At 43.5% G+C, this 23,758-nt stretch carries 22 protein-coding genes; 2 read left to right on the top strand and 20 right to left on the bottom strand.

The window, feature by feature from the left end:
• Positions 1–216 precede the first annotated feature (216 nt).
• The 13 genes from ACMXYU_RS07180 to ACMXYU_RS07120 form a co-directional block, all read right to left on the bottom strand.
• Positions 217–1,518 carry an AMP-binding protein gene (locus ACMXYU_RS07180; RefSeq protein WP_415900912.1) on the bottom strand — a complete coding sequence of 434 codons (1,302 nt, stop codon included), beginning with the start codon at positions 1,516–1,518 and terminating at the stop codon, positions 217–219.
• The gene (gene menC, locus ACMXYU_RS07175) at positions 1,512–2,453 is read right to left on the bottom strand and encodes an o-succinylbenzoate synthase (protein WP_415900911.1); all 942 of its coding nucleotides are present in this window, start codon (positions 2,451–2,453) and stop codon (positions 1,512–1,514) included. The genes ACMXYU_RS07180 and menC overlap by 7 nt, the downstream gene beginning before the upstream one ends.
• A complete protein-coding gene (gene menB / locus ACMXYU_RS07170; protein ID WP_415884366.1) occupies positions 2,450–3,301 on the bottom strand; it encodes a 1,4-dihydroxy-2-naphthoyl-CoA synthase in 852 nt (283 codons plus the stop codon). Before menB ends, menC begins: the two co-directional genes overlap by 4 nt.
• Positions 3,294–4,067, bottom strand: a complete 774-nt coding sequence (locus ACMXYU_RS07165; protein ID WP_415900910.1) for an alpha/beta fold hydrolase — start codon at positions 4,065–4,067, stop codon at positions 3,294–3,296. The genes menB and ACMXYU_RS07165 overlap by 8 nt, the downstream gene beginning before the upstream one ends.
• A gap of 7 nt (positions 4,068–4,074) precedes the next feature.
• Positions 4,075–5,790, bottom strand: a complete 1,716-nt coding sequence (menD, locus tag ACMXYU_RS07160; RefSeq protein ID WP_415900909.1) for a 2-succinyl-5-enolpyruvyl-6-hydroxy-3-cyclohexene-1-carboxylic-acid synthase — start codon at positions 5,788–5,790, stop codon at positions 4,075–4,077.
• Positions 5,771–7,189 (bottom strand): isochorismate synthase, encoded by a 1,419-nt coding sequence (locus ACMXYU_RS07155; RefSeq protein WP_415900908.1) that lies wholly within the window; start codon positions 7,187–7,189, stop codon positions 5,771–5,773. The genes menD and ACMXYU_RS07155 overlap by 20 nt, the downstream gene beginning before the upstream one ends.
• Positions 7,190–7,393: 204 nt before the next feature.
• Positions 7,394–7,921 (bottom strand): helix-turn-helix transcriptional regulator, encoded by a 528-nt coding sequence (locus ACMXYU_RS07150; protein ID WP_415900907.1) that lies wholly within the window; start codon positions 7,919–7,921, stop codon positions 7,394–7,396.
• Positions 7,922–7,925: 4 nt separating this feature from the next.
• Positions 7,926–8,183, bottom strand: coding sequence for a hypothetical protein (locus tag ACMXYU_RS07145; RefSeq protein ID WP_415900906.1), 258 nt, complete (start codon positions 8,181–8,183; stop codon positions 7,926–7,928).
• Positions 8,184–8,386: 203 nt separating this feature from the next.
• Complete coding sequence (locus tag ACMXYU_RS07140; protein ID WP_415900905.1) at positions 8,387–8,890, bottom strand: hypothetical protein; 504 nt, start codon at positions 8,888–8,890, stop codon at positions 8,387–8,389.
• A 138-nt stretch (positions 8,891–9,028) separates the two neighbouring features.
• Entirely contained in the window at positions 9,029–9,766 is a 738-nt protein-coding gene (dnaQ, locus tag ACMXYU_RS07135) for a DNA polymerase III subunit epsilon (protein WP_415900904.1), read from the bottom strand.
• A 259-nt stretch (positions 9,767–10,025) separates the two neighbouring features.
• Complete coding sequence (locus ACMXYU_RS07130; RefSeq protein WP_415900903.1) at positions 10,026–10,442, bottom strand: hypothetical protein; 417 nt, start codon at positions 10,440–10,442, stop codon at positions 10,026–10,028.
• Between the two features lie 12 nt (positions 10,443–10,454).
• On the bottom strand, positions 10,455–11,030 hold the full coding sequence (locus tag ACMXYU_RS07125; RefSeq protein ID WP_415900902.1) for a nucleotidyltransferase domain-containing protein: 576 nt from the start codon (positions 11,028–11,030) through the stop codon (positions 10,455–10,457).
• A 125-nt stretch (positions 11,031–11,155) separates the two neighbouring features.
• Complete coding sequence (locus ACMXYU_RS07120) at positions 11,156–12,088, bottom strand: LysR family transcriptional regulator (protein WP_415900901.1); 933 nt, start codon at positions 12,086–12,088, stop codon at positions 11,156–11,158.
• Between the two features lie 105 nt (positions 12,089–12,193).
• Here ACMXYU_RS07120 and ACMXYU_RS07115 point away from each other — a divergent pair, with 105 nt between their 5' ends.
• Entirely contained in the window at positions 12,194–12,421 is a 228-nt protein-coding gene (locus ACMXYU_RS07115; protein WP_415900900.1) for a DUF1127 domain-containing protein, read from the top strand.
• Between the two features lie 106 nt (positions 12,422–12,527).
• On the opposite strand, the gene ACMXYU_RS07110 is transcribed toward ACMXYU_RS07115, so the two are convergent.
• From ACMXYU_RS07110 to hsdR, 5 genes are all read right to left on the bottom strand, one after another.
• Complete coding sequence (locus ACMXYU_RS07110) at positions 12,528–13,184, bottom strand: hypothetical protein (protein ID WP_415900899.1); 657 nt, start codon at positions 13,182–13,184, stop codon at positions 12,528–12,530.
• Positions 13,185–13,336: 152 nt separating this feature from the next.
• Positions 13,337–14,269, bottom strand: coding sequence for a hypothetical protein (locus ACMXYU_RS07105; RefSeq protein ID WP_415900898.1), 933 nt, complete (start codon positions 14,267–14,269; stop codon positions 13,337–13,339).
• Positions 14,270–14,375: 106 nt separating this feature from the next.
• Positions 14,376–15,980, bottom strand: coding sequence for a restriction endonuclease subunit S (locus tag ACMXYU_RS07100; RefSeq protein ID WP_415900897.1), 1,605 nt, complete (start codon positions 15,978–15,980; stop codon positions 14,376–14,378).
• 131 nt (positions 15,981–16,111) lie between these two features.
• The gene (locus ACMXYU_RS07095; protein ID WP_415900896.1) at positions 16,112–17,647 is read right to left on the bottom strand and encodes an N-6 DNA methylase; all 1,536 of its coding nucleotides are present in this window, start codon (positions 17,645–17,647) and stop codon (positions 16,112–16,114) included.
• Between the two features lie 55 nt (positions 17,648–17,702).
• The gene (gene hsdR / locus ACMXYU_RS07090) at positions 17,703–20,168 is read right to left on the bottom strand and encodes an EcoAI/FtnUII family type I restriction enzme subunit R (RefSeq protein ID WP_415900895.1); all 2,466 of its coding nucleotides are present in this window, start codon (positions 20,166–20,168) and stop codon (positions 17,703–17,705) included.
• Positions 20,169–20,519: 351 nt separating this feature from the next.
• On the opposite strand from hsdR, the gene ACMXYU_RS07085 reads away from it, so the two are divergent.
• Positions 20,520–22,124 (top strand): ABC-F family ATPase, encoded by a 1,605-nt coding sequence (locus tag ACMXYU_RS07085; protein ID WP_415900894.1) that lies wholly within the window; start codon positions 20,520–20,522, stop codon positions 22,122–22,124.
• Between the two features lie 79 nt (positions 22,125–22,203).
• Here the strand turns inward: ACMXYU_RS07085 and ACMXYU_RS07080 are convergent, their stop codons facing one another.
• Both ACMXYU_RS07080 and ACMXYU_RS07075 read right to left on the bottom strand, forming a co-directional pair.
• Positions 22,204–23,334 carry an NAD(P)/FAD-dependent oxidoreductase gene (locus ACMXYU_RS07080; protein WP_415901105.1) on the bottom strand — a complete coding sequence of 377 codons (1,131 nt, stop codon included), beginning with the start codon at positions 23,332–23,334 and terminating at the stop codon, positions 22,204–22,206.
• 94 nt (positions 23,335–23,428) lie between these two features.
• Entirely contained in the window at positions 23,429–23,683 is a 255-nt protein-coding gene (locus ACMXYU_RS07075) for a CDGSH iron-sulfur domain-containing protein (protein WP_415891120.1), read from the bottom strand.
• Positions 23,684–23,758: the final 75 nt, after the last annotated feature.

Raw genomic sequence — 23,758 nt, 5'->3', positions numbered from 1 at the left:
TTAATAAAAATAGCCATATACCAGCATACATCCTCTGTTTTCAGTATATCAGTTTGCTCAAGTACTATTAAATTAGCCCGTAATGATTGTTGTGCAGAGCATCCACTTTGGCACATTGCAGTATTAATTTAATAACTCTTATTAATTCGTTTTTCTGTATATTAGATTTATCGTTTGAGGTAAGAACGCCTTATTTTGATTAGTAACAAATACCAATTACCACTCTTTTTCAGCTATAGCGGTAAGCTCCTTGCGAGATAATTTCAGGCCTTTCACCAGCATAGAATCAGGTATCTGGGCAAAGCCAACGGGAATCATAAAACTGGGTAATAAGCTTTTCAGATCGGATTTAATCTGAGCAAAGCAGCAATCTGGATTTGTCCAGGCAAAAGGTCGATAGCCAAATTCAGGACACTCAACAGGAACCACTATCGCTTCAGTAACACCTACCAACTTGAGTAGTTGTTTCTCAATCATTTCCGGCTGAATATTTTCGCCACCGCTAATAAACTGATTATCCTTACGCCCTGTAATCAGCAGTCTGTTATTCTCCCAGCGACCGATATCACCTGTACGGAAAAATGCCTCTGATGATCTCAATTGGTTACTAACCAGATAGCCTGCAAATAAGCTTTCACCTGCCAGTAATATTTCACCGTCTTCATCAACCTTTAGCTCGACACTGTCTAGCACTTCCATCGAGCCATCTTCACCTTCAGTACAAGCCTGTGACGATATTTCGCTCATGCCGTAAGTCTTTCTTAAAGGCAGGTCAGCACATAAACGTAGAAGTTTATCTGCCGTAGGACCTCCCCCTATCAGCAAGGTTTTTAGCCTTAAATCCTTTATATTGTCAGCTGATGCTTTGAAACGTTGTAACTGTGTCGCCACCATCGAAGCATGGGTTATACCCATGTTCTGTAGAAATAATAGATCCTCTACACGGCCACCAATAGTCAGCGATGCACCGGACACTATTGCCCTGAAAAGCACGCTAAAGCCACCGATATGGTAGATCGGCAATGAGACATGCCAATGATCAGAAGAGTCGCAAGGATTGATCATCGCTGAGGCTTTAGCACTGGCAATATGGTTAGAGAGACGATGACACACCAGTTTAGGTGTTCCAGTAGATCCCGATGTAAAAATCCCATTCACTATGGATGGATCGACAACACCCTCTTCATGCTCTTCATTTAGTCCCGCTACCCCATGCTGATCGATAAAATACGCATACTGGTTAAGAGCCTTTAACTCATTTAGTTGGCTCTCGCTAAATGCAGGATTGAACGGAACAGCCACCGCGCCTAATTCCATAATGGCACAGCTTAAAATAAGCGTATCAAGGGTATTTTCAGCTTTATAAAGAACAAGTTGATGCTCTCTTAAACCGAATGAATACAGCTCATCTCTCTTAGATTTGATCAGACGATTAAAAGCCTCATAAGAATAGCGATGATGCTCATCACCCAGTGTACTGCCATTACCATAATGCTTTTCGAGGACCGTTTCTAACATAGCCGCGCAATCTCTTTACAATCTGCCAATGGTACAGATTCCGCTCTAAGCGTTATTTTTGCAGGCTGTAGGTCTTTTGCTAGATACTTAAGGGTATCCAAACCCTGCTCCTCGGTTAATTCCAGATCCTGAGCAAGTGAATGATAGAACTCCAATGAGACATTGCTTTCAAAGCTACTGGAAAGAACACAGACTATTCCATTCTCACGAGCCAATTCAGCAAGTTCTATAGTTCGTTGTAACCCAGATAGCATTGGCTTTAAAACCCAGGCGTTGGCAGTAAAGAATATTTCCGGAACAGGCTTTAGCGGATCAAGTTCGCGGAGAGATTCATCAAAAGCAATCGGCAACCCGTTAGATCGATAATGGTCGAGGCATTTAAGCGGCTCTTCCACATAATCGATTTGCGACGTATTGAGTGCTTGCTGGAGAGTCTCTAGCTCTTCTATCGTCCATGTCCGGTTGGCATCAATTCGCAACTTTTGATGAGGTTGTAAATGAGCTAAAACAGACTTTAAAGACAAAACATCATTCTCGATTGATTGATGCCCTGCTTTGATTTTTATTCGATGGCTTTCGGAGCTCTTACCAATAAGCGAACAGGAACGAACAGCTGTAGAACGCAATGGATACTCAAGTTGATACCACGCAGCTTCAATTGCAAATTTCACACTTGGGTATAAGCGCTTTGAAATAACAGAAGCGGACAATTCCTCCGAATCGAGCGCCAATAACTGCTGCTTACACTGTTCTAGGGTTTCATTTGAAAAACCTGGTAAGGGTGCGACCTCAGTATAAATACTCTGATCACCGAACAACCAGTGTAGTAGTAATCCCTGTCTAGTGTTGAGTGTTTTCCGCTTACCACCCACATTAAAAACAAATGAAGAGGTAAACGGAATTTCATACTCAAGAAGCCGGAGCTTAGGGATCATGGCTGGCGTTTAAATCGCTTAAAGTCAGGTGGACGCTTTTCATTGTAGGCATTACGGCCTTCCTGCCCTTCCTCTGTCATATAAAACAACATAGTCGCGTTACCGGCTAGCTCCTGAAGACCTGCTTGCCCATCGATTCCAGCATTGAAAGCACTCTTTAACGTTCTCAATGCCATAGGTGAAAGCCTAAGCACTTTTCTGCACCACTCAACCGTGGTTAGTTCTAGATTTTCTAAAGGTACGACCTTGTTTACTAGGCCCATATCTAGTGCTTCTTTTGCATCGTACTGATCACATAAGAACCAGATCTCACGGGCTTTCTTCTGCCCTACGATACTCGCCATATAACTGGCACCAAAACCACCATCGAAAGAACCCACTTTAGGGCCTGTCTGACCAAATCGAGCATTCTCCGCAGCTACCGTCATATCACAGACCAGATGCAGTACATGACCCCCACCAATGGCATAACCCGCTACCATCGCGATAACTGGCTTAGGTAGGCTTCTGATCATCTTCTGAAGATCCAGAACATTCAAATGATGAACACCAGACTCATCTTCGTAGCCCGTATCACCTCGAACTCGCTGATCCCCGCCTGAACAAAAAGCCATATCTCCTTGCCCAGTCAGAATAACCACACCTACCTGATCGTCATAACGGGCATCATTGACTGCCGCAATCATCTCTTTGACAGTTTGTGGGCGAAAGGCATTACGTACTTCAGGACGATTAATAGTGATTTTAGCGATACCTTCAGCCTTGTGATAAAGGATATCTGTAAATTGCTGCCCGCAATCAACCCAATCTGCGCCCTTCTGGATACTGCTGTCTGCAGGGTTAGTCATGAATAAAGTCCGTTAAAAAATTAGATAAAATCCTACTCACACTACAGGCCTGATCACTGTGACAATTATGGCCTGCACCTGAGATAACATGATGAACGATATTAGCATGCTGTTGAACGAGCTGTTTTGCTAATTCTGTGTATTTTTTATCATGCTCTCCTGTGAGATAGGTAATAGGGTGCCCCCCAAGTGAGGACGTCATATCCTGCTGATTAGCCACAGATAGAGTCAGCAATAAGTTTCCTAACGCAGATGGATCAGCCTTATGCCGTTGATAGATCTGTTCCGCTGTATCTTTTTCTCTGCCATTAAACACACTTTGCTGATACCACTGCTCCAAAGTGAGCTTAAGATCCTGCTGACTAAACCGCTGCTGCCAAACTAAATCACTGTCTAGCCGCGCTTTGTCGCCGGGGAGGCCCGGGTGCCCTCCCTCGAATAAAGCACCACAAATTAAACCAGGATTATCCCTTAACCAATGCATCCCAATACGTGCACCCAGAGAATACGCTAGTAAAAACACCGGTTGTTTAAAATCGGGAAGTTGCTGCCACAACCAACGGCTATAACCTTCAATATCTGTCACCTCTTTTGGGAAGGAAAGAGGCAAAGAGAGATAAATAATATTCAGTTTCTGACTATCAGGAAGATGATCTATGACGGGTTTCCAATCATCCTGCCCCCCCATAAAGCCATGGAGGCAGAGTATAACGGGGGAGCTTTCAGTTAATATCTGGCCATTGTAATTCGGATGGTTGATCAGCATCTAATTATTAGCCTGTCGAATCAGAAGCTGCGCCATGATTTCTTGAAAACTCATAGAGTGCTTTTATCTGCTGACTACTCTCAGTGGGAGGCAGTTGTAACTCGATCATTGCCACTCCATTCTGTTTGAGTAAATCAGTAAGTTGCTGTTTGAATTGCGCTTCGGTGCTAGGTAAATAATGAGGAATATCAAAACTCCTAGCGATATTACAAAATTCCAGACCATGCGGTAGCTGGAAAAAATCTCGCTGAATATCACCTAAATTTGCCGTAGGCAGCATATTAAATATGCTGCCGCCGTCATTGTTCAACACTATCAATATAAGCGGATAGTCACTAGTATGACGGCGCGCGATCATCAAACTGTTTAGATCATGCAGCAACGAGGTATCACCTAACAAAACCACCATAGGTCTCCCTCGCCCCTGCTGTACACCGCAAGCCGTGGCCAACAGCCCATCAATCCCACTCGCCCCACGGTTACTGAAAACAGGGAAATTGCGATTAGACTGCAGATCCATCAAGCGAATGCTTAAGCTATTACCGACAAAAAGATCTACGTTACCATCCAGGACATCACATAGAGTCTGCGCAGCTTTCAGTTCACCGAATGATAGTGAACGCACAAAGGTTCGTGCTTTCTCCAGTATTTGGTCACTCTTTTCTAACAGTTGAGCATGATCTGATTTGGTTATAACGGCGCCCCGACAATACTCATCTATATCGATGCAAAGCTGGGTGGCCGTTTTAGAGGGATCGAGAGCTAAGGCCTGTGGCGATACCAAAAGATAGTTTTCAAAATGGCTTTCACATAGCCAATTCAACAAGCGTTTACCGACAAGCCGCCCACCAAACTGAATCACCGAGTCGTATTCAGCAAGTAGATCAGGCTGAGCTTCAAGGATCAGCTCTACACTTTGAATAACCAAACGATGGTTCGGCAAATTACTGTTTATATCGGCAAGTATCGGGGTATCAAACCGCTCAGCCAATGCCATAACATGCTGTGCTTGCGAAGGGGTTAAATCACCGGCGACAAGAACTGCTTCCCCTTCCGGTTGGTTAAACTTTGTTTCAAAAACAGAGGAAGCAGATAGGCTCTCTGGATCAACAGTCTGAAGGTATTTGTCTGTATCTAACAGATCCACATCATCTGTTGGATAAAGTGGCTCCCTAAAGGCACAATTAATCTGCACAGGGCCTGACATAGTTGCCTTCTGGTAAGCCCTGACGATTGATGTCAGGTTTTCTGAAATCTCTGCTTCAGAATCTAACGCATCAATCTGACAAAATTCGACAACATTATTCGCAAAGATTCCTTTCTGATTAATCGCCTGATTCGCACCACAATTTAGCAACTCTTCAGGCCTATCAGCAGAGAGAACGATCAACGGTTGTGATGTTTGAAACGCTTCAATGACTGCAGGATATAAATTGGCAACCGCAGTTCCAGATGTAGTGATCACGATGACTGGCTTTGACCGCGCTTTGACAAGACCCAGTGCGAAAAAACCTAAGCCTCGCTCATCAATATGCGTGTGTAATCTCAGCTGCCCCTGCTCCCCATTATTGGTTTTAGACAGAGAAAGCCTGGCAGCCGCAATAACTAAAGGAGCACTTCTAGAGCCAGGCGCAATACAGATGTCCTCGACGCCCAACTGAACTAACTGTTCTAGAACAGCAGCGGCCCATAGATTTGTCAGATTAGTGTTGTGCTGTTCCATAAACCACATCGAGAAGAGAGTTAATTTTCGAATCCAGCTCCTGCCATTCCGATTCTGAATCGGAGCCGTCAACCAAACCGACACCAGAAAAGCAGTGCAAGCGATTATTTTCCAGTAGCGCAGATCGGATTACGACAGCAAGATCAACAAACTCCCTCTCATCACTAAAACTGACGATTCCTATCCCCCCGCTATACCAACCACGCGCTAGAGACTCATTTGAAGACAGGAAATTCAGTGCGGCATTTCTTGGATAACCAGATACAGCAGGTGTTGGATGGAGCAAATTAATCAGCTCAGCATCATTAATTTTACAGTTAAGTTCAGCCGTCACCTTTTGATAAAGATGCTGAACCTTTTCCAATTTCATAACTTGAGTAGGTTCAAAATCTAGCGAGCTACAAACACCTTCAAGCTGCTGCTGTAAAAACTGGCTGACCAGTCCATGTTCATTCTTAAAGCGAGATTCATTAAGTAATTGCTGCGATAACTGACCATCACTCACTAAATCGTCCCCTCGCCCAACCGTTCCGGCTAATGATTCAGTGCTAAGCTGCTGCCCTTCTCTTTTATAAAGACGCTCAGGTGAACAACCCAATAGATACTTATCGCCTCTTTGCAGCATAAAAGAATAGGTGTTTGGATTTAAAGCTAACCAACGGTTCAATAAATGATGAACATTCATTGAACCATCAACTGATATGGCTACATCTCTTGCGAGAACGACTTTTTCTATATGCTTTTGATCAATGTCACTCTTCACCTGATCACAGAGATCATGCCAATGGGCTTTATCGATACTGGAGCATGCTTGATACTGCTGACCTTCCTCAAGAATGTCAGGAACGGACTGACCCCAATCCAGTGCAAGTAGCATCCTGATCAGATCATTTTTTGCAGTATTCCATTCAGCCTCACCGTTACATGGAAGGTGAATATGTAGGTGATATTCACCTTGAGTTTCACTCAAACAGATCTGCGGCAAAACAAAATAACTGGAAGGAAAGCCTTGCCAGATATCACTCTCATCTCCCGCAGCGAATGAAAATCCGCCAAAGAACCAAGGCAGATACGCTTTTTTAGATTGGCTAAAAATTCGAGATGAAAAATCTCTAACTTCAGCAATTGCTTCTGCTGATGAGTCTGCGATTATCTCCGCAGCCACACCAAGGCCTGCTAGCGACCTATCCTGATCTCGCGCTTGCCAAAACATTTGCTGGTAAGAGGTATTGTTGGAAAGAAAGGCAATCAAATCCTGTCGATCAACAGAAACCGATGCATGATATATCCGATCTGAAATATAAGGTAGGAGGTTAACCTGCTTACACAATGTTGCAACAAAGTCAGGTTGATCCGAAAAATCGATAAGAGATTCTGCAGGCTTTACGATTGTTTGCAAAATATCCTTGGCCTAAAAAAGAATGAATGATCACATTATTCAAAACATAATACCGAATACAAATATGACCACAACAGAGCAGCTGATCTAATGTGCTAGCAAAGTCATGTTTCTTTACTTTATCTGCTCTGTATCAAACCATGATGTCTATGATATGTGGCGGCCTAATTCATAAATAACGGTAAACGGAGCTGCAGATAGGCTCTACAGATTGAGAACAGATAACTTTGAAGAATAGATAGGATCAAGCTTATGGCTTTCCTTAACTAAATTAACCTGCATATTTGTAAAAGCGATCTCTTTTATCGTCGGTTCAATAGTTTTGTTTTGCTCGGTCTCAAACCAATCAAGAACGGTAGAAAGGTGCCATAAAGAAGAACTACCTGCATAAACAGGGACAGGAAAGGTGTAGCCATGATTCATTACCAGCTTTCTAATATTTTGCCGAGATACCCCTATGATTTCAGCAATATCCGAAACCCCAACCATATCAGGTGTCGCCTCAAATAGCTGAGCGTTTGGAATCACAGACTTCACATCTTCTATCGCGGTGATCACAGCCTCAGAAGCACTTTTCGCTTCTCGGGTGAATTGTAAAGCGATACGCCCACTATGACCTAACCCAATTAATGCATCATCGCACCCTGCTTCACCTAATTCCTCAACATAAGTACTAGGGTCAATGTCAGCGTCTGGCAATGCAAACTTCAAAGTAAATTCATAATCACGCATGCTTTTATTCCTCATCACATGCTTTTTTCACAGCACAGTTATCAACGACTAGTTTGATCTGCTTAGCATGGTTTTGCTGGCTTTTTGGGGTGCTCCAAATACTAACGATACAAAACTCACCACAACGACATTCTTTGTCATTATAAGGACAGTAAATTTTACCCCAAGCATGGCTTCCACCAACTTCAATACGCCAACCATTCTTTTCCGCATAAACTAATGCGGCTTCCACTTCTTTTTTGGAGTGTTTCTTACGAGACATCCCTGTCTCTCCGTATGCTAAGTTTAGAAATGCACTATCAAGTTGTCAAACGACAACCGATTTAAAATAATAATCGCTCTACAAGCACATACCTTTCAATCACAGGGTTAGGCATTCACGTAATATCTTTATCTTAGCGTGCCATTAATGATGATTTTTTTAATTTGATGCTCATCCATATTTTCTGCAAATAAGAGTGCCACCTAGTCTTCTATGACTGATGAAGTAAATACGATTACTGATTTTTTTGGGCCAATAGCCCAGTAACCGATTCCCTGTTGGGTAGGAAACGTTCTTATCTCGTAAGCTGATACTTCAGTGTCAATAATGTGCTTTTTAGATTGTTGCAGCTCGGATTTGTAGCCCTCAGGTTCAGGACCCGCGTTTTGTATTCCTAAGAGGTACTTTGGCCAAGTGCGCATATCAACGCCTTGGAATCCAAGAGCTATATCAGTGAGCGTTTCCATCGAAAGCTTAGAACCATCATCGAAGATGATCACTAACCCATCCAAAACTGCAATTTTTGCATTGGTAAGCTCGTCTATCGGAATATTGATCTTACCGACAGCACCGGTCTTAAAAGTAGTTGAAGGGCCGTAATCGACCTTTAAGATGGGGTATTCTTTAACGCCTGAATAGGCCAGATTAGAACTAAATAGCAAACAACTAATTAGTGTTAGGCGTAAAATCCTTTTTAACTCACACATCTTCCATCCTTGAAATTTTCTCTATCTAAATCGTGTAAGTAACACGATTTCTGCCCACTTTACCTATCAGGGTCTTGAAAAACCATAGCTAACATATTGTTTAAAAAGTAGTGGAGGCAACTAGAGGCGAAGGCTTCCTTATTCCGCCTCAACCAATTCCTGACGCCAAGTGCAGCTACCGCCAGCTTTCTTATCAAGCATATTTAGGAAAGCTTCGTGCTCGGCTAGCTCTTCATCTGTTAAGGTGACCAAAGGTAAGCCTTGTAGTGCATCTGCATGTCTTCTGATTTGCCCTGCATCACCACCCGCCTCATCATCCGACAACGACAGAGAGGTTTGTCCACCTGTCATCAACAGGTAAACATCAGCAAGAATCTCGGCATCCAACAAGGCGCCGTGTAACTCACGATGGGAGTTATCAATGCCTAAACGGCGGCATAAAGCATCAAGGTTGTTCTTCTGACCCGGAAATTTGTCTTTAGCGATTTTGAGGGAGTCGGTAATTTTACAGAGCTCTTCTGTGCTCTTCCAACCCTCGCCCAACATACCAAATTCATGATCCATGAACCCGACGTCGAAGGGAGCGTTGTGTGCGATCATCTCTGAGCCGTCGAGAAACTCGGCAAACTCCTGAGCGATTTCAGCAAATTTAGGGCAGTCTTTAACCTGCTCATCCGTGATACCGTGTACCGCGATCGCCTCAGGGTCAATCGGCATCTCTGGGTTAATGTAAACGTGAAAGGTTTTGCCGGTCAGCTTACGGTTGATTACCTCAACACAGCCGATTTCGATAATCCGATGCCCTTGGAAATGCGGACCACTTTCCTGGTTCATACCTGTGGTTTCAGTATCCAGAATCACCAGACGATTCGACATAAATAAGGCCTCTTAATCACTAACTACAATGGCGCGAGTATAACAGAGTATTTTTTTGTAAACATGTGATCTCGCTATATCTGGCAGATCCTAAATAACCGCACAATGTTTCTATCATATTCATTAGATTCTCTCTTCAGAATCTAGTGAGTTATAACAACAGCACTTGGGCTTGTGTCATAGAAGCTACCAATCGCATAAAGTCCCAAAAATGGAACTATAATTCCCATTTTGGGACTCTGCGTATAGCTAACAACTCTCATTCTAAAACTGGTAAATTCGCCAAGAGAACTTCAAGCTCCTTAGTAATACTAATTAACTCGGAAAGCAGCTGTGGGTTGATCTCAAGATGCCCTTCATACTCTGCAAGGTTTCGCGTGTTATGGCATATATCTAAAACCCGCCATTTTGCCTTGCTTAGCCCTAAAGTGTGGCCCAAGCACTGAAAAACTAAGTAACGGCTATCAGATCTGTAGCCATGCCATCTTAAAGCAGCTAAGGCGAATGCGTGCGCTGCACTATAAGCTAATGAGAATTGGCTATCTTCACTTAGGCCTTCGATTTGAGCATCATTAAGTTTGGTTTTACCTGCGCGAACCATGCCTTCAAATTCCTTTTTCTCTGGCGGTTCGTAATTGAGTTTGTTAATTTTGACTAAATTATCCAGTTCCTTCATAGAACTCCCCTGCTATCCTTGCAGTAGATCGATCCTAGATTGTGACATAACCTTAGAAACAAAGTTTTGTCCCTCACCTAAGCGTTCAGAAAACTCTTCTGGTGTATAAATGGTTGGATTTATCTGGCGGTGCAATTGTTCTTCAAGAGGCTCCAATCCTTGCATCACCTCACTATAACTTAAACCATTACCCACCAGCATCAAATCAATATCACTTTCAGCATGCTCCTCTCCTTTGGCGAAAGAACCATAGATAAAGGCTTGTTCGACGTTCTCTAACAGACCAGATATTCCTTGCTGAAGTACACCTTTAATACCAAAGGTTTTAACAACAATCTGCTTTAACTCTCCGTAAATAGGGCAGCTGTTATTTGCTTGATAATGGTTCTGATTACCTAACTTGGTAACTGTGAGTATTCCCGCCTCTGTTAACTTTGTTAACTCACGTGTTAGTGCACCTTTACCCATTGCAGTTTTTCTAGCAATTTCATTGAGATAAAAGCTTTTCTCAGGGTTGCCGTATAGCAAACCTAATACATTCTGTTGCGCCTTAGTAAACAGCGCAGATCCAATCGTCGAAGCTAACATCAAAAACAACCCATAAATTCCCAATATGGGAACTATAGTTCCCAATTTGGGAACCGTCGAGAACTAAATGGACTTTTTCCGATACCCCAGTATGAAACTTTAGAGGGTAAATAAACACATTTACCTTAGTCATCCATAAGTGAAAAATTGGATGTATCCTTAAACACCTGCCAATGCGCTTCAACGGCTCTAACCTCTTCCATAATCCAATCGGTAAAAGCCATCACCTTTGGCCGTTCAAAATTAGCTTCAGGCGCAACTAGATAGTTGGCATAAGGCGAATTCCAATAGCATTTAAGCGGGCAAACTAAATGACCGCGTTCTATATACTCGTACACTAAGCTATAACGAATCGGGGCAACACCCTGACCATTCAATGCAGCATCCACCTGAAGGCTTGAATCCAGCAGTTGCAGAACCACTTGATTTTTGCCTCCCATCTCTCGAACAAATCCAGCATTCACCCGTTTAAGTTCGGGCGAGTCATCAATCAACAGTGGTAAGCTGCCAAGGTTCAGATCAGCTCCGTCCTTTGTCTGCAAAAGGTCAGGGTGGCAGACCGAAACGATATAATCCTCGGTCAGCACTTTCTCCATCAATTGCGTCTTCCCCCCCTCTGCGAAACGAATCGCAAGGTCCTGACTATCATCCGAGAAATCATGCAGATCACAGGAAGTAGACACTAAGCAATTGAACTCTGGATAGGCCTGCTGAAAAGAGCCCAGCCTAGGTATCAACCACCGCGCAGCAAATGAAGGCAGAGAAGTGATCTTAAGCTGATTAGGTGAAGGATCGACCGAAAGCGCTCTACTCCCCTCTTCAATCGCCTTGAACGCCTGCTGGATATAAGGCAGCAAAGAAGCCCCATCAGGAGATAAACGTACCTCTCGATTCAGACGAATAAACAGCGGCTTTGCAAAGTAGTCTTCCAGCAGACGTATCTGCTGGCTGACTGCGGCCTGAGTCACAAACAACTTTTCAGCCGCCACTTTAAAACTGCCATGCTCAGCAGCCACCAAAAAAACACGCAACGCTTTAAGAGGAGGTAAACGATCCATATCACTTAAGTTTTAGTTAACTGAATAGAAATTTATATCGTTTGTCACTATAGCAACCCAAGACCAATACTACCTACAAATTAAGTATAAACGGAGGATATAAAGATGAGCATTCAAGTATGCGAAAACTACCAGCCATCAAAAGAGATAAGAAATAGTTATCCTCTCCCGACAATGAATTTGCATAAATTGGCGTGTATTCTCAAACAGTGGCACCAGAACTACCGCACCCGAAAAGCGCTTATGAAGTTAAGTGATGAGCAATTGAAGGATATAGGTCTTAGTCGAGTGCAAGCTCACAAAGAATCGAGTAAGGCTTTTTGGGTTGGGTAGTAAAAAACAGCTACTGATTCCCCAAATAGGAACTGAGGTTCCTATTTTGGGTTAAGTGAAATTCACGCTGGTAATTGGGAGGCTTAGACTAGGAACCTGCCTTCTTTTATTTTAGATGGCTGGATCTTGTCTTAATAGCATTAGTCACAGCACCAACTTCAAACTTGTTTTCAAAATAAATCACCTCTCGCTTAACAGTATCAACACCTGAGCAATTATCCTGCCCACAACTGATAACAACCACAGGGTTTGGGTACCCTTGCATTCTAACAAGAAGATAACCACTTAAATTCGACATCTCTAAATCAGCTAAAAACTCCAATCCTCTGTCTCGACCCTGTTTCTCGGCATAAAGCAAAGCTGCAAATACTGAACAACAAATCAACACCACCATACCGAACTTTTTAAACCAGCGTATAAGATGGGTTTCTAATTTACTCAACTTAGGTTGTTTTTCTCTCTTTTGTTTGCATATAACCAACTTCCGCTTAAAAGAAAATGATCTGAGAATCCATATATCAATACCCATAGCAATAACAAACAACAACCCAAATCCGAAGAAACCAAAGAACAGCAATTGCATGGAGGGAATAAGAGTTATAAATAGCGCGTTATACAGGATTTGATGAGATGACCAAGTAACAAAGCCATTCTCTACGCCAATCACGGCGAAATAAGCATTATGATTTGCAATACTCAAAGCAAATAATGCACCTGTAATTAACGCTAAACCAAACGCACTTTCAACAACTTTGCTCATCATCCTTGATAATTTCCTGCATTATATTTTTACGAATACCGTTCCGAACGCACCCTCTTTATCAATTAACTAGGTAATCGCGGACAGACTCATAAGTAACTTCTCTTTATTTATCTTATAGCCCTAACACTCGCTACAGCTATAAGCCTTTAAATTTATTTAGACCCTATCGATTTAAAATGTCTAAATCCTTCACCTACACTTTTATTGATGGTGTCAGAATTCACATATATTTTCCCAGCATCGAAATATTTAAGCCATCGATCAATCGCTGATCTAATACTAAAATCATCTTTTTGTGAAAGCGGCTCGATAAACTTCACTGGAATATCGACAAACTCATCAGTTTGCCACCAACCCGTTGTAGGCATATCAATTTCATCCAGATCAAAAGCAAATTTTGGTAATAACATGCCATCAGCAAAGGACTGCAACCACTCCTTTTCGACGTACTTACCAACCAAGTAAACATCACGCATTTGAGCTTGGGCGATACAACAAGCAACATCGGCACAGCACTTCCAATAGCTGAGTATCCAATCCGGACACAGGTGATACCTGAAGATTGTTCTATCCCCTATTCGGCCCACACTCTCTTTAAGAACAATCAGCGTATCTTCTTCATGCTTTCTAGGTGGCTTAACCGTTAGAACAAAACCTTCTATCTGCTTTTCATCCCCGCTGGCCTGAAGCTTATCTATATAACAGCCAAACTCTGCAGGGTGTTTGTAGAAATGATGGGATTTAAAAATATCCCCCTGACCATGAGACAACCATTCTGCGTTTACTTGAAACAGATCAGCTGCGCTTTGCAGTAATGAAGGTGTCAACTTAGCGAGGAGATTGTCTTCCGTTTGAACATCCGCCATAGTCAAACCATGATCAAAAAATTCAGGTATCTGGTTACGATAGACCCCGTGCGCTTCAAACAGATTTATAAATCTTTCAGCAACAGATTCATTGATGGAATCAGCATTTGTTACTTCAGTTTTCTTAGAATCTAACTTTTTCCTTAGCCAGCGATACCCTTGATAAAGACCGCCTATCACTCCAACGATACTGGCAAAGATACCAATAATTTCTTCCATTTACGTAACATCCATAATTCTGTAAGCAGCTGCCGTTGTTCTAGATAACTAATCCAAGGTTTATCGTAGGACATCCTTATCCTCTTAATGCTTACCTAAGTAACGCTTAACCCTGTAGCGCTTGATCCGTGATTGCTTTGGCAATGGAGAGTTGAGTTTGTTGAGACTCTAGTAGACGGGCTTTGAGTTCATCAGAGACAGTCATTAGTTTATTAACTTTATCTGCAATGCGGTATTGTTCATCAAGTGGAGGGATCGGCATAACGAACTCTTGTATGCTTTTTATTCCAACATTTGCTTGAGTAGTTTTATTCTCAGCCTTACGACATTGATCTTTCACGAATGAGGATATTGAATATATAAATTGATAACTTGGCGATATAAAACCCTGAAGTGTTTTAATCACGCAACAAGAATATGACGCCAAAAAATCCAGATCAGTTTCAACTAGGACATTAGCCCCTATCGTCCCATATCTAGGAAAAATAATATCGCCCTTCTTTGGCTGTATTTTGGCAGCTAATCGTTCAAAGTCTTCAAGAGAAATCTTCTTAGCATCGTCAAATTTAATAACGTTGTTTGGATAAAAATCTCTAGGGGAAACATAAGGAATGCCATTTATTTCTTCATCAGGCATTTTATGATCTATATCCCCAATTTTCAAAGCAACTTGATTCCAGCGTTCCCAAGCCCACCCCTCTGGTAGTACAAATGATTGTTCATCCTCACTTATAGGCGGCAACACCTTCTGCTTTTTAATCTTTTTATCTTTAATCAGCTGTTCTTTCTCAGCAGCAATCCGTTCCAGCAAAACGGAAGCCGGTTCATCATTCGGATCTTGCGGAACGAGCTTACCCATCACCGCCAATTGCAGGATGGTTTGCTTTAGCTGATCAATGCTGTGCTCTGTAGTAAACAGGGTATCGAAATGCTCGGCCAGCCTTTGCCAGTTCTCGGCAAGTTCATCCGCATTTTGGCTTTGGGTGAGTGTACCTAACAGGGTTTCAACTAGTACCTGGTGTGCAGCAATGCTGTTCTCTGCTTGCTCTTCAAGCTGATCGCAGAGAGCCATCAATTCCTCAACTCTCTCTGATATACGAATCTGCTCAGAGTAAGGCGGTATTCTCAGAATCAATTTTTCCATTCGATCCTTTGTCATATGGACCATGGCTATACCATTACCTGATGCTTTTATTTCTTCAGTAATAGCTAGTAAAAAATTGAAGATATAAGGCTTATACAATGACCTCTTATCAAAAAAATCTAGCTTCCAAATATGGTAGTGATATATAGCTTTACCACCATCCCAGATGAAAGGGCCAAATGACGCAGACCAAGCATAGATAAGATCACCGCTATCAATGTATTTATCTGGCTCCAATTCTAAATCTGAGTAATACCATTCTTTAGAAGTAAATAGGTTGCCCACCCTTAACAAAGGTGTTCCTTCTTGCAACATCTCATGCTTTTTATAAGCTCTACCATTAAGCACGTTCATAACACTACCTAAACGGCACTCTGACCAACCTGTAGGAAAGTTTTCTAAACACTTTTCTTCAGTGATTTCTGGTAGTTTCTTAGGTTTCTTTATTATTTTCTCTCTGACTAACCTATCCCGTTCATCAGTAATCCTTTTCAGCAACACCGAAGCTGGCTCATCATTTGGATCTTGCGGTACTAACTTCCCCCGAACCGCAAGCTCCAAAATCAACTCACGCAGCTTCTTAATACCGTAGAGGTTGTGCTTTTTACTGCTGCCGCGGCCTGCGCTTTTCTTCTGCTGAATAGCCGAGGTCCAAAGATCAATATGCTCGGTAATTAGGGTTTGAACGTCCGATCCCATCAATCCTTTCCTCCCGCTTTATCAGAGGACAGAGAAGGTGTGATAGAAGGTGCTAGAGCATCGGCCAAAATGTCTTTGATCTGACTACGCAGTTCGCCGATATCCTGCTGTTGCTGCTGGTATTGTGCTAACAGCTCTTCTGGATCGTAGACGATCTGTTCTTCTACATGGGGATTTTTGATATCGAGGTTATAGTTGCGCACGATAATTTCATCGATGCTGACTTTCCAAGCAAACTCATTTTCCTGACGGTTTTGGCGTTTGATCCTATCCGTCAGGCTATTGCCTTCTCCCCACCAATCGGTACACGCGGCAAAGTCTTCCAGCTTCATCGGCTTGGTTTTGTTAAAGGCTTTTACACCCTCTGGCAAAGGCACTTCGTAGTACCAAATATCTTGGGTGGGTTCGCCTTTTTCGAAGAACAGAATATTGGTTTTAATGCTAGTGTAAGGCGCGAACACAGAGTTAGGTAGGCGCACTAGCGTGTGCAGGTTACACTCTTCCAGTAATAGCTTTTTGATTTTGGTTTTTACGCCTTCACCAAACAGTGTACCGTCTGGCAATACAACGGCGGCTCTGCCGCCTTTACCTTCTGAGCTATCTTTGAGCACTTCGATAATATATTGCAAAAACAAGTCAGCAGTTTCACGGGTTTGATACTCCGCAGGGAAGTTCTTTTCAATACCGTCCTCTTCTGTGCCGCCAAAAGGTGGATTAGACACCACCACATCGACCATATCATCATCGTCTAAACTGGAAAGTGGCTTGTTCAGGGTATTGCTATGGCGAATATTCTTCGGCACTTCGATGCCATGCAGTAACATATTGGTAGTACATAACAGATGCGGTAGCTGCTTTTTCTCTACCCCGCGCACGGACTCTTGCAGCTGCTGCTGGCCTTCGGAGTTGGTGACCTGAGCTTTTAGGGTATCGACTGTGCAGGCTAAGAAACCACCTGTGCCACAAGCTGGGTCAAGCACTGACTCACCCAACTGCGGGTTGATCATCTGCACTATGAAACGTGTAACGGCACGTGGGGTATAGAACTCCCCAGCATTACCAGCGCTTTGCAGATCTTTTAGGATCTGCTCGTATAGATCGCCAAACAGGTGGCGCTCTTGGGAGTTGGTAAAGTCGATCTCGTTGAGTTTATTGATCACCTGACGCAGCAGAGTGCCGTTTTTCATATAGTTGAAGGCATCACTAAAGGCTTCTTTAGCCACATAACCGCGCGGATTTTTATTGATCGGTGCGGTTAGGTTTTTAAGATCAGGTATGAGTTCATTATTTACAAACTCTAATAGATCATCACCGGTAATGCCTTGGCTGTCTGCGGCCCAATTGCGCCATAGATACGCTTCTGGAATGGGTGCAGTGTAGTTATCGAGTTCGTCTTCCAGCTCTTCTTCTTGGGCATCAAATATCTTTAGAAACAACAACCAAGAAAGTTGGCCAAGGCGTTGGGCATCGCCATCGACCCCAGCGTCTTTACGCATGATGTCTTGAATGGATTTAATTGCGCTGGATATAGACATGATAGTACTCGTTACAACTCTGTAGGCTTGGCAGTGATAGCTTAATTGTTAGGTGTTAGGCGCTTTGCGGCGTAAATTCATCGCTGGATTGATAGAGCGCGTCTTCTAACTCACTGATGGCTTGTTCGTATTGTTCTTTGCCCCCAAAGGCATTCTTTTTAATCTCTATGGGGCGGCCGATCTTATCAAACGGCGTGACCTTAAGCACTTGCTTAGATTCGATTTCTGTCACACCGTTGTTTTCATATTTTTCTAATAGGTTGTTAAGGACTAGTTGCGCGGTCTCACTGTATTTACCGAAGTAGTTGCGCTTTTTGACATTATTCGCCCGCTCTTTACGGGTTAAGGGTGGCTGGTCAAACGCAACATGGCAGATTAGGTCGAAGGGGTCTAAATCACGGCTGACATCTTCCTCTAAGGCTTGCCAGATAACCCCCGCTGCAGCGAGTTCGTCGATGATCGCTTGTTTGCGCTCAGTGGCGTGCCATTTGGTAATAAAGTCATCCAGCGAGCTAAATTGCTGCTTTACGGTTTTACGGGTGTAGTCTTTGAACGATTCAGTCACGAGCTTGCCGTCGGAATCATAATATTGCACACGCTCAGCCAGCTTTTTAACCTCTACCCCGCTGATGTGGTATTTAATAAACGGTTCTTTTGCATCGTCATCGGAAAAACCACCAATCGGACCGTCAGGCCATTCGTTTTCATCTGGGCTGGTTACATCTGGACCGTAATTACCTGGGTCTTCATCAATACCTTCGGGCTTCTCTGTACCATGCCCATCATCAACTGCCACTTCATCAGTGATATCACCCTCGCCGCTAATAATGTCGTCGGTGGTTTTCTCCATGACCTGTTCAGGGATGCCATCAAAGCGCTCATCGGCAAATAACTCAGTGGCCTTTTTGAAATCTAGAATGGTAAACCAAAGCTTATTTAGCTTGTCATCAATACGGGTGCCACGACCGATAATCTGCTTGAACTTCGTCATGGATTGGATGTTCTGATCGAGCACGATGACCTTACAGGTTTTGGCATCTACGCCTGTCGTCATTAACTCTGACGTAGTGGCAATGACTGGGTAAGGCTTTTTCGGGTTCATGAAGTTTTCGAGCTGATTTTTACCGAGCTCATCATCGCCGGTGATCTTCATGACGTACTTTTCGTTTATCGCGATCTGCTCAGGGTTTAAATTCACCAAAGCGCGGCGCATACGTTCTGCATGGTTGATGTCATTACAGAAGACGATAGTTTTTGCCATAGGATCAGTACGCTTTAGGTAGGCAGTAATGGTTTCCGCCACCAGCTGGGTGCGTTCATCGATAATTAGCGTACGGTCAAAGTCTTTCTGGTTGTAGATTCTGTCTTTAATCAGGTTGCCGTTTTTGTCAGTTTGCCCCTTCTCTGGTCGAAAGCCTTGGGCGTCTATATCTATATCGACACGAATAACTTTGTAAGGCGATAAGAAACCGTCTTCTATGCCCTCTTTAAGTGAGTAGGTATACACCGCCTCACCAAAGTAATCGATATTGGAAACTTCGTTCGTCTCTTTCGGGGTAGCGGTTAAGCCTATTTGGGTCGCTGAATCAAAGTACTCTAGAATCTCTCGCCATGCGCTATCTTCATCAGCACTACCACGGTGACACTCATCAATTACGATCAGATCGAAGAAGTCTTTAGATACATCTTTAAATGCTTTTTGGTGCTCTTCTGGGCCGGTTAATGCCTGATAAATACCTAGATGAACTTCGTAGGCTGGATCGACTTTACGACCCGTGATTTTGGTCATCGCTTCGCCAAAAGGCTGAAAATCTTTGCGCTTAGGGTCGTCAACTAAAACATTGCGATCGGCTAGAAATAGGATGCGCTTGGCTTTTTTTGCTTTCCATAAGCGCCAAGCTATTTGAAAAGCGGTGTAGGTTTTCCCCACCCCCGTTGCCATGACCAACAGGACGCGCTTTTGACCTTGAGCAATTGCCTCTATGGTTTTATTAACGGCCTGCAACTGATAATAACGTGGGGCTTTATCCGTACCATCATCATAGTAGTCTTGATCAAGGTAGGTTAGGTGCTCAGGGGTATAGGACTTATAGGCATTAAACTTAGCCCGCAACTCTTGTGGAGATGGAAACTCATCCAGGCTGATTTCGGTTTCTAATTTGCCACCATTTGATGGCGCGGTTTTATCGTGAAAGATAAAACCATCGCCGTTACTGGCAAATACAAACGGAACATCAAGAAGACGAGCATAATCTAAACCTTGTTGCATGCCTTTGCCGATTTCATGTTTATTAGCTTTAGCTTCAACAACGGCTAACGGAATATTAGGCTTGTGATAGAGAACTATATCAGCAGATTTAACCACTGTTCGCATACCCATATTGCCACGAACAATGACCTTACCATCTCTTAGTTTAACTTCTTGCCTGATTTGCAGTATGTCATCCCAGCCAGCTTTTAAAATAGCGGGCAAAATGAATTTACTGATGATATCGGCTTCACTAAGCTGCTTTTTATCCATGCCTAACTTCCTGTCTGCGTAAGCGACTTCTTAAGACAGCAATATACCACTGTAGGCAAGAGTTCCCAATGATCTGAGTCCAAACAAAAATTGTAGTTTAAGAGATAAAAGCCTCGGTCGAATTAACAGACGACTAAGCTAAAAACTTCAATTTCAGACCGAAACAAGCACCTATTTTGTAAACCCAGCAAGTAGCATTATGTAATGCTACCATCTCGATTATTTTTTAAACGATTTAAGTCTAAGAAATCCCCCTATTCCCTGCCATTTTCTGGTAAAGTGCGCCTCCCTGTTACAGTCCTTAAAAAAACCGCTGTACATCTTCTAAATTTTCACCCTCAGGACACTCCCTTGATATCCTCTGCGAACATTACAATGCAGTTTGGCGCTGAGCCTTTGTTTGAAAATATTTCGGCTAAATTCGGTAACGGTAATCGTTATGGTTTGATTGGTGCGAACGGCTGCGGCAAATCGACCTTTATGAAGATTCTGAGTGGTGACCTAGTGCCGACATCGGGCAACGTGTCTATCACGCCAGGTGAGAAGATGGGTGTGCTTAGCCAGGACCAGTTCGCCTTTGAAGAGTACACAGTTATCGATGCGGTAATCATGGGTGATACCGAGCTTTGGAAAGTAAAACAGGAGCGTGATCGTATTTACGCGCTACCAGAGATGTCCGAAGAAGATGGCATGAAGGTTGGCCATCTAGAAAGCGAATTTGCTGAGATGGATGGTTACACGGCAGAAAGTCGTGCTGGTGACATTCTATTGGAAGCCGGTATTGCTGAGGAATATCATTTTGGTTTGATGAGCCAAGTTGCACCCGGTTGGAAACTGCGCGTGTTATTAGCACAAGCATTGTTTGCTAACCCAGATATTCTGCTGTTGGACGAACCGACCAACAACTTGGATATCCATACCATTAGCTGGCTTGAGTCTGTATTGAACCAACGCAAGTGCACTATGATCATTATCTCCCACGATCGTCACTTCCTGAATTCGGTTTGTACCCATATGGCGGATATCGATTACGGTGAGCTGAGAATCTATCCGGGTAATTATGACTACTTCCTAGAAGCATCCTCTTTGATCCGTGAGCAGCTGTTAACGGAAAATGCGAAAAAAAGTGCTGAGCTGGATGAACTACAAGCGTTTGTAAATCGCTTTTCTGCCAATGCCTCTAAAGCTAAGCAGGCAAGTTCGCGTGCTAAGAAGATGGAGAAGATCGAGCTAGATGAAGTTAAAACCTCCAGCCGTCAGATCCCTTCCATCACGTTAAAGCAGGATAAAAAGCTACACCGTCAGGCCCTTATTCTGGAAGATGTCGGCCACGGCTTTGAAGACAATAAATTATTCGAAAACGGTAATTTGATCTTAGAGGCCGGAGCTAAGCTCGCCGTTATCGGTGAGAACGGTGCCGGTAAAACCACCTTCTTGCGCTGCCTAGTGGACGAGCTTCAAGCGAATGAAGGTACGATCAAATGGTCTGAGAATGCGGTCATTGGTTATTGCCCGCAAGATAGCAGTGCTGATTTTGATTCTGACCTTACCCTGTTTGAGTGGATGTCTCAGTGGCGTACACCTAAGCATGATGACCTAAAAGTCCGCGCCATGTTAGGTCGCTTACTCTTTACGGCTGACGACTTTAATAAGAAAGCTAAAGTCTGCTCCGGTGGTGAGAAAAACCGCCTGCTGTTCGGCAAAATGATGATGATGGATTTGAACGTCCTGATTATGGATGAGCCAACCAACCACATGGACATGGAAGCGATCGAAGCGTTAAACAATGCTTTGCTAGGCTTTGACGGTACTTTGATCTTTGTCAGCCATGACCGCACATTTGTATCCTCACTAGCGACACATATTATCGAAATTAAAGATCAGCAGATGATCAATTTCCACGGCACTTTTGATGAATATATGGATAGCCAAAAGATTGCTGCTGAAGTTGCTTAACAGCCGTCATAGATACCAATAAAAAAGGGCCTGATTAAATCAGGCCCTTTTTCGTTTTATTCTCTTCAACCAAGTACCGCTAAACCACTTGCCCCGCAGCAAAACCAGATGCCCACGCCCATTGGAAGTTATGACCGCCTAGATGACCGGTTACATCGAGACACTCACCAATAAAGAATAGGCCCGGTGCTTTTTTAGCTTCCATGGTTTTCTGGTTGATCTCGTTGGTATCGATTCCACCCAGTGTCACTTCTGCTGTACGGTAACCTTCGGTGCCAGAAGGTTTGATCTTCCACTCACGGTAAGCGCTGTTGATCGCATCCAGATCTTTATTTGATTGATTACCCATAATGCCGCTAAATCCGAATAGCTGGCAGAGGATCTGCGCCATACGCTTGCTCATCTGCTGCGCCATGATGGTTGTAATTTCAGCTTTTGGACGCGCTTCGCGTTGATCTTTTAGCCATGCTAGCAGATCAAACTCTGGGAACAGATCTATCTCCACTTCACCACCCGGTTGCCAGTAGGAGGAGATCTGCAAAATAGCAGGACCACTTAAGCCTCGGTGGGTAAAGAGCATGCTCTCCACAAAACTGGTTTTACCTATAGTCGCTTTTACCTTGTGAGATACACCCGAGAGCTCTTTCAGAACCTCTTTCTCTTTTGGCTGCAGGGTAAAAGGCACTAACGCTGCTGTTTTAGGTAGCACTTTTAGATCGAACTGCTCCGCAATATCGTAGGCAAAACTGGTAGCTCCGCCATTGGGAATCGATAAACCACCGGTCGCAATTACAACGGATTCAGTTTGGATCGGGCCAGATGAAGTTTGCAGTAAATAACCCTCTTCCTGCTTTTCGATACCGTTGACGCTCAGTTCAGTACGGATCTCATTACCCGCCCATTCAGATTCCGTCATTAAGACGCGAAGAATCTCTTTACTGGATTCATTACAGAACAATTGGCCGAGTGTTTTTTCGTGATATTCCACACCATGACGATCAACTAGATCGATAAAGTCCTGCGCTTTGTAACGACTGAGTGCAGATTTACAAAAATGAGGATTCTGCGAAAGGAAGTTAGACGGACCATTATGAATATTGGTGAAATTACAACGCCCACCACCGGACATTAGGATTTTACGGCCAACTTTTTTGGTGTGTTCGATAACAAGAACAGAGCGTCCTCGATAACCAGCAGTAGCGGCACACATCAGGCCTGAAGCTCCGGCTCCGATAATTACTACATCGTACTGTGTCACACGCTTTCTCCGCTGGTTTGAAAGCGCGCTATATTACCACAAGCTATTATTTTTCAGGTTTGTTTTTATGGCTACCGTCGCAGAGTGGCTGTGTTTTTGTTTGCTTGCACATACAAAGCCAAACCTCACCATCCTCTTCGGCTTCAAAGACCACTGGATCTATCCCTGTGCCTTGATGAGAGCCATCACAAAACGGTTGATCACCCGAGCGACCACAAGCACACCACGCATAAGTCTGCCCCGCATCTAGGTGAATTTTGACTGGGGCATCAGCTGCCCTATGAACGGGTGAATGAGACATCGTTATGCTCCTCTACTGAATATTCCACCATCCTTAGCAGCATTTAGGGCTATCGCTATATTCAGTAAACGTAGA

The organism is Neptuniibacter sp. QD48_11 (assembly GCF_047778095.1).
GTDB lineage: Bacteria > Pseudomonadota > Gammaproteobacteria > Pseudomonadales > Balneatricaceae > Neptuniibacter.
Note: the sequence above shows the minus strand (reverse complement) of the source record. Positions and strands in the feature narration are given on the sequence as shown.

Coding starts and splice junctions, on each gene's coding strand:
- ACMXYU_RS07115 (WP_415900900.1), top strand. CDS start 12,194: ATGAGCATTCAAGTATGCGAAAACTACCAGCCATCAAAAGAGATAAGA.
- ACMXYU_RS07145 (WP_415900906.1), bottom strand. CDS start 8,183: ATGTCTCGTAAGAAACACTCCAAAAAAGAAGTGGAAGCCGCATTAGTT.
- ACMXYU_RS07125 (WP_415900902.1), bottom strand. CDS start 11,030: ATGTTAGCTTCGACGATTGGATCTGCGCTGTTTACTAAGGCGCAACAG.
- ACMXYU_RS07130 (WP_415900903.1), bottom strand. CDS start 10,442: ATGAAGGAACTGGATAATTTAGTCAAAATTAACAAACTCAATTACGAA.
- menC (WP_415900911.1), bottom strand. CDS start 2,453: ATGATCCCTAAGCTCCGGCTTCTTGAGTATGAAATTCCGTTTACCTCT.
- ACMXYU_RS07180 (WP_415900912.1), bottom strand. CDS start 1,518: ATGTTAGAAACGGTCCTCGAAAAGCATTATGGTAATGGCAGTACACTG.
- ACMXYU_RS07150 (WP_415900907.1), bottom strand. CDS start 7,921: ATGCGTGATTATGAATTTACTTTGAAGTTTGCATTGCCAGACGCTGAC.
- ACMXYU_RS07105 (WP_415900898.1), bottom strand. CDS start 14,269: ATGGAAGAAATTATTGGTATCTTTGCCAGTATCGTTGGAGTGATAGGC.
- ACMXYU_RS07095 (WP_415900896.1), bottom strand. CDS start 17,647: ATGTCTATATCCAGCGCAATTAAATCCATTCAAGACATCATGCGTAAA.
- menD (WP_415900909.1), bottom strand. CDS start 5,790: ATGGAACAGCACAACACTAATCTGACAAATCTATGGGCCGCTGCTGTT.
- ACMXYU_RS07140 (WP_415900905.1), bottom strand. CDS start 8,890: ATGTGTGAGTTAAAAAGGATTTTACGCCTAACACTAATTAGTTGTTTG.
- menB (WP_415884366.1), bottom strand. CDS start 3,301: ATGACTAACCCTGCAGACAGCAGTATCCAGAAGGGCGCAGATTGGGTT.
- ACMXYU_RS07165 (WP_415900910.1), bottom strand. CDS start 4,067: ATGCTGATCAACCATCCGAATTACAATGGCCAGATATTAACTGAAAGC.
- ACMXYU_RS07120 (WP_415900901.1), bottom strand. CDS start 12,088: ATGGATCGTTTACCTCCTCTTAAAGCGTTGCGTGTTTTTTTGGTGGCT.
- hsdR (WP_415900895.1), bottom strand. CDS start 20,168: ATGGATAAAAAGCAGCTTAGTGAAGCCGATATCATCAGTAAATTCATT.
- ACMXYU_RS07110 (WP_415900899.1), bottom strand. CDS start 13,184: ATGATGAGCAAAGTTGTTGAAAGTGCGTTTGGTTTAGCGTTAATTACA.
- ACMXYU_RS07075 (WP_415891120.1), bottom strand. CDS start 23,683: ATGTCTCATTCACCCGTTCATAGGGCAGCTGATGCCCCAGTCAAAATT.
- dnaQ (WP_415900904.1), bottom strand. CDS start 9,766: ATGTCGAATCGTCTGGTGATTCTGGATACTGAAACCACAGGTATGAAC.
- ACMXYU_RS07080 (WP_415901105.1), bottom strand. CDS start 23,334: ATGTGTGCCGCTACTGCTGGTTATCGAGGACGCTCTGTTCTTGTTATC.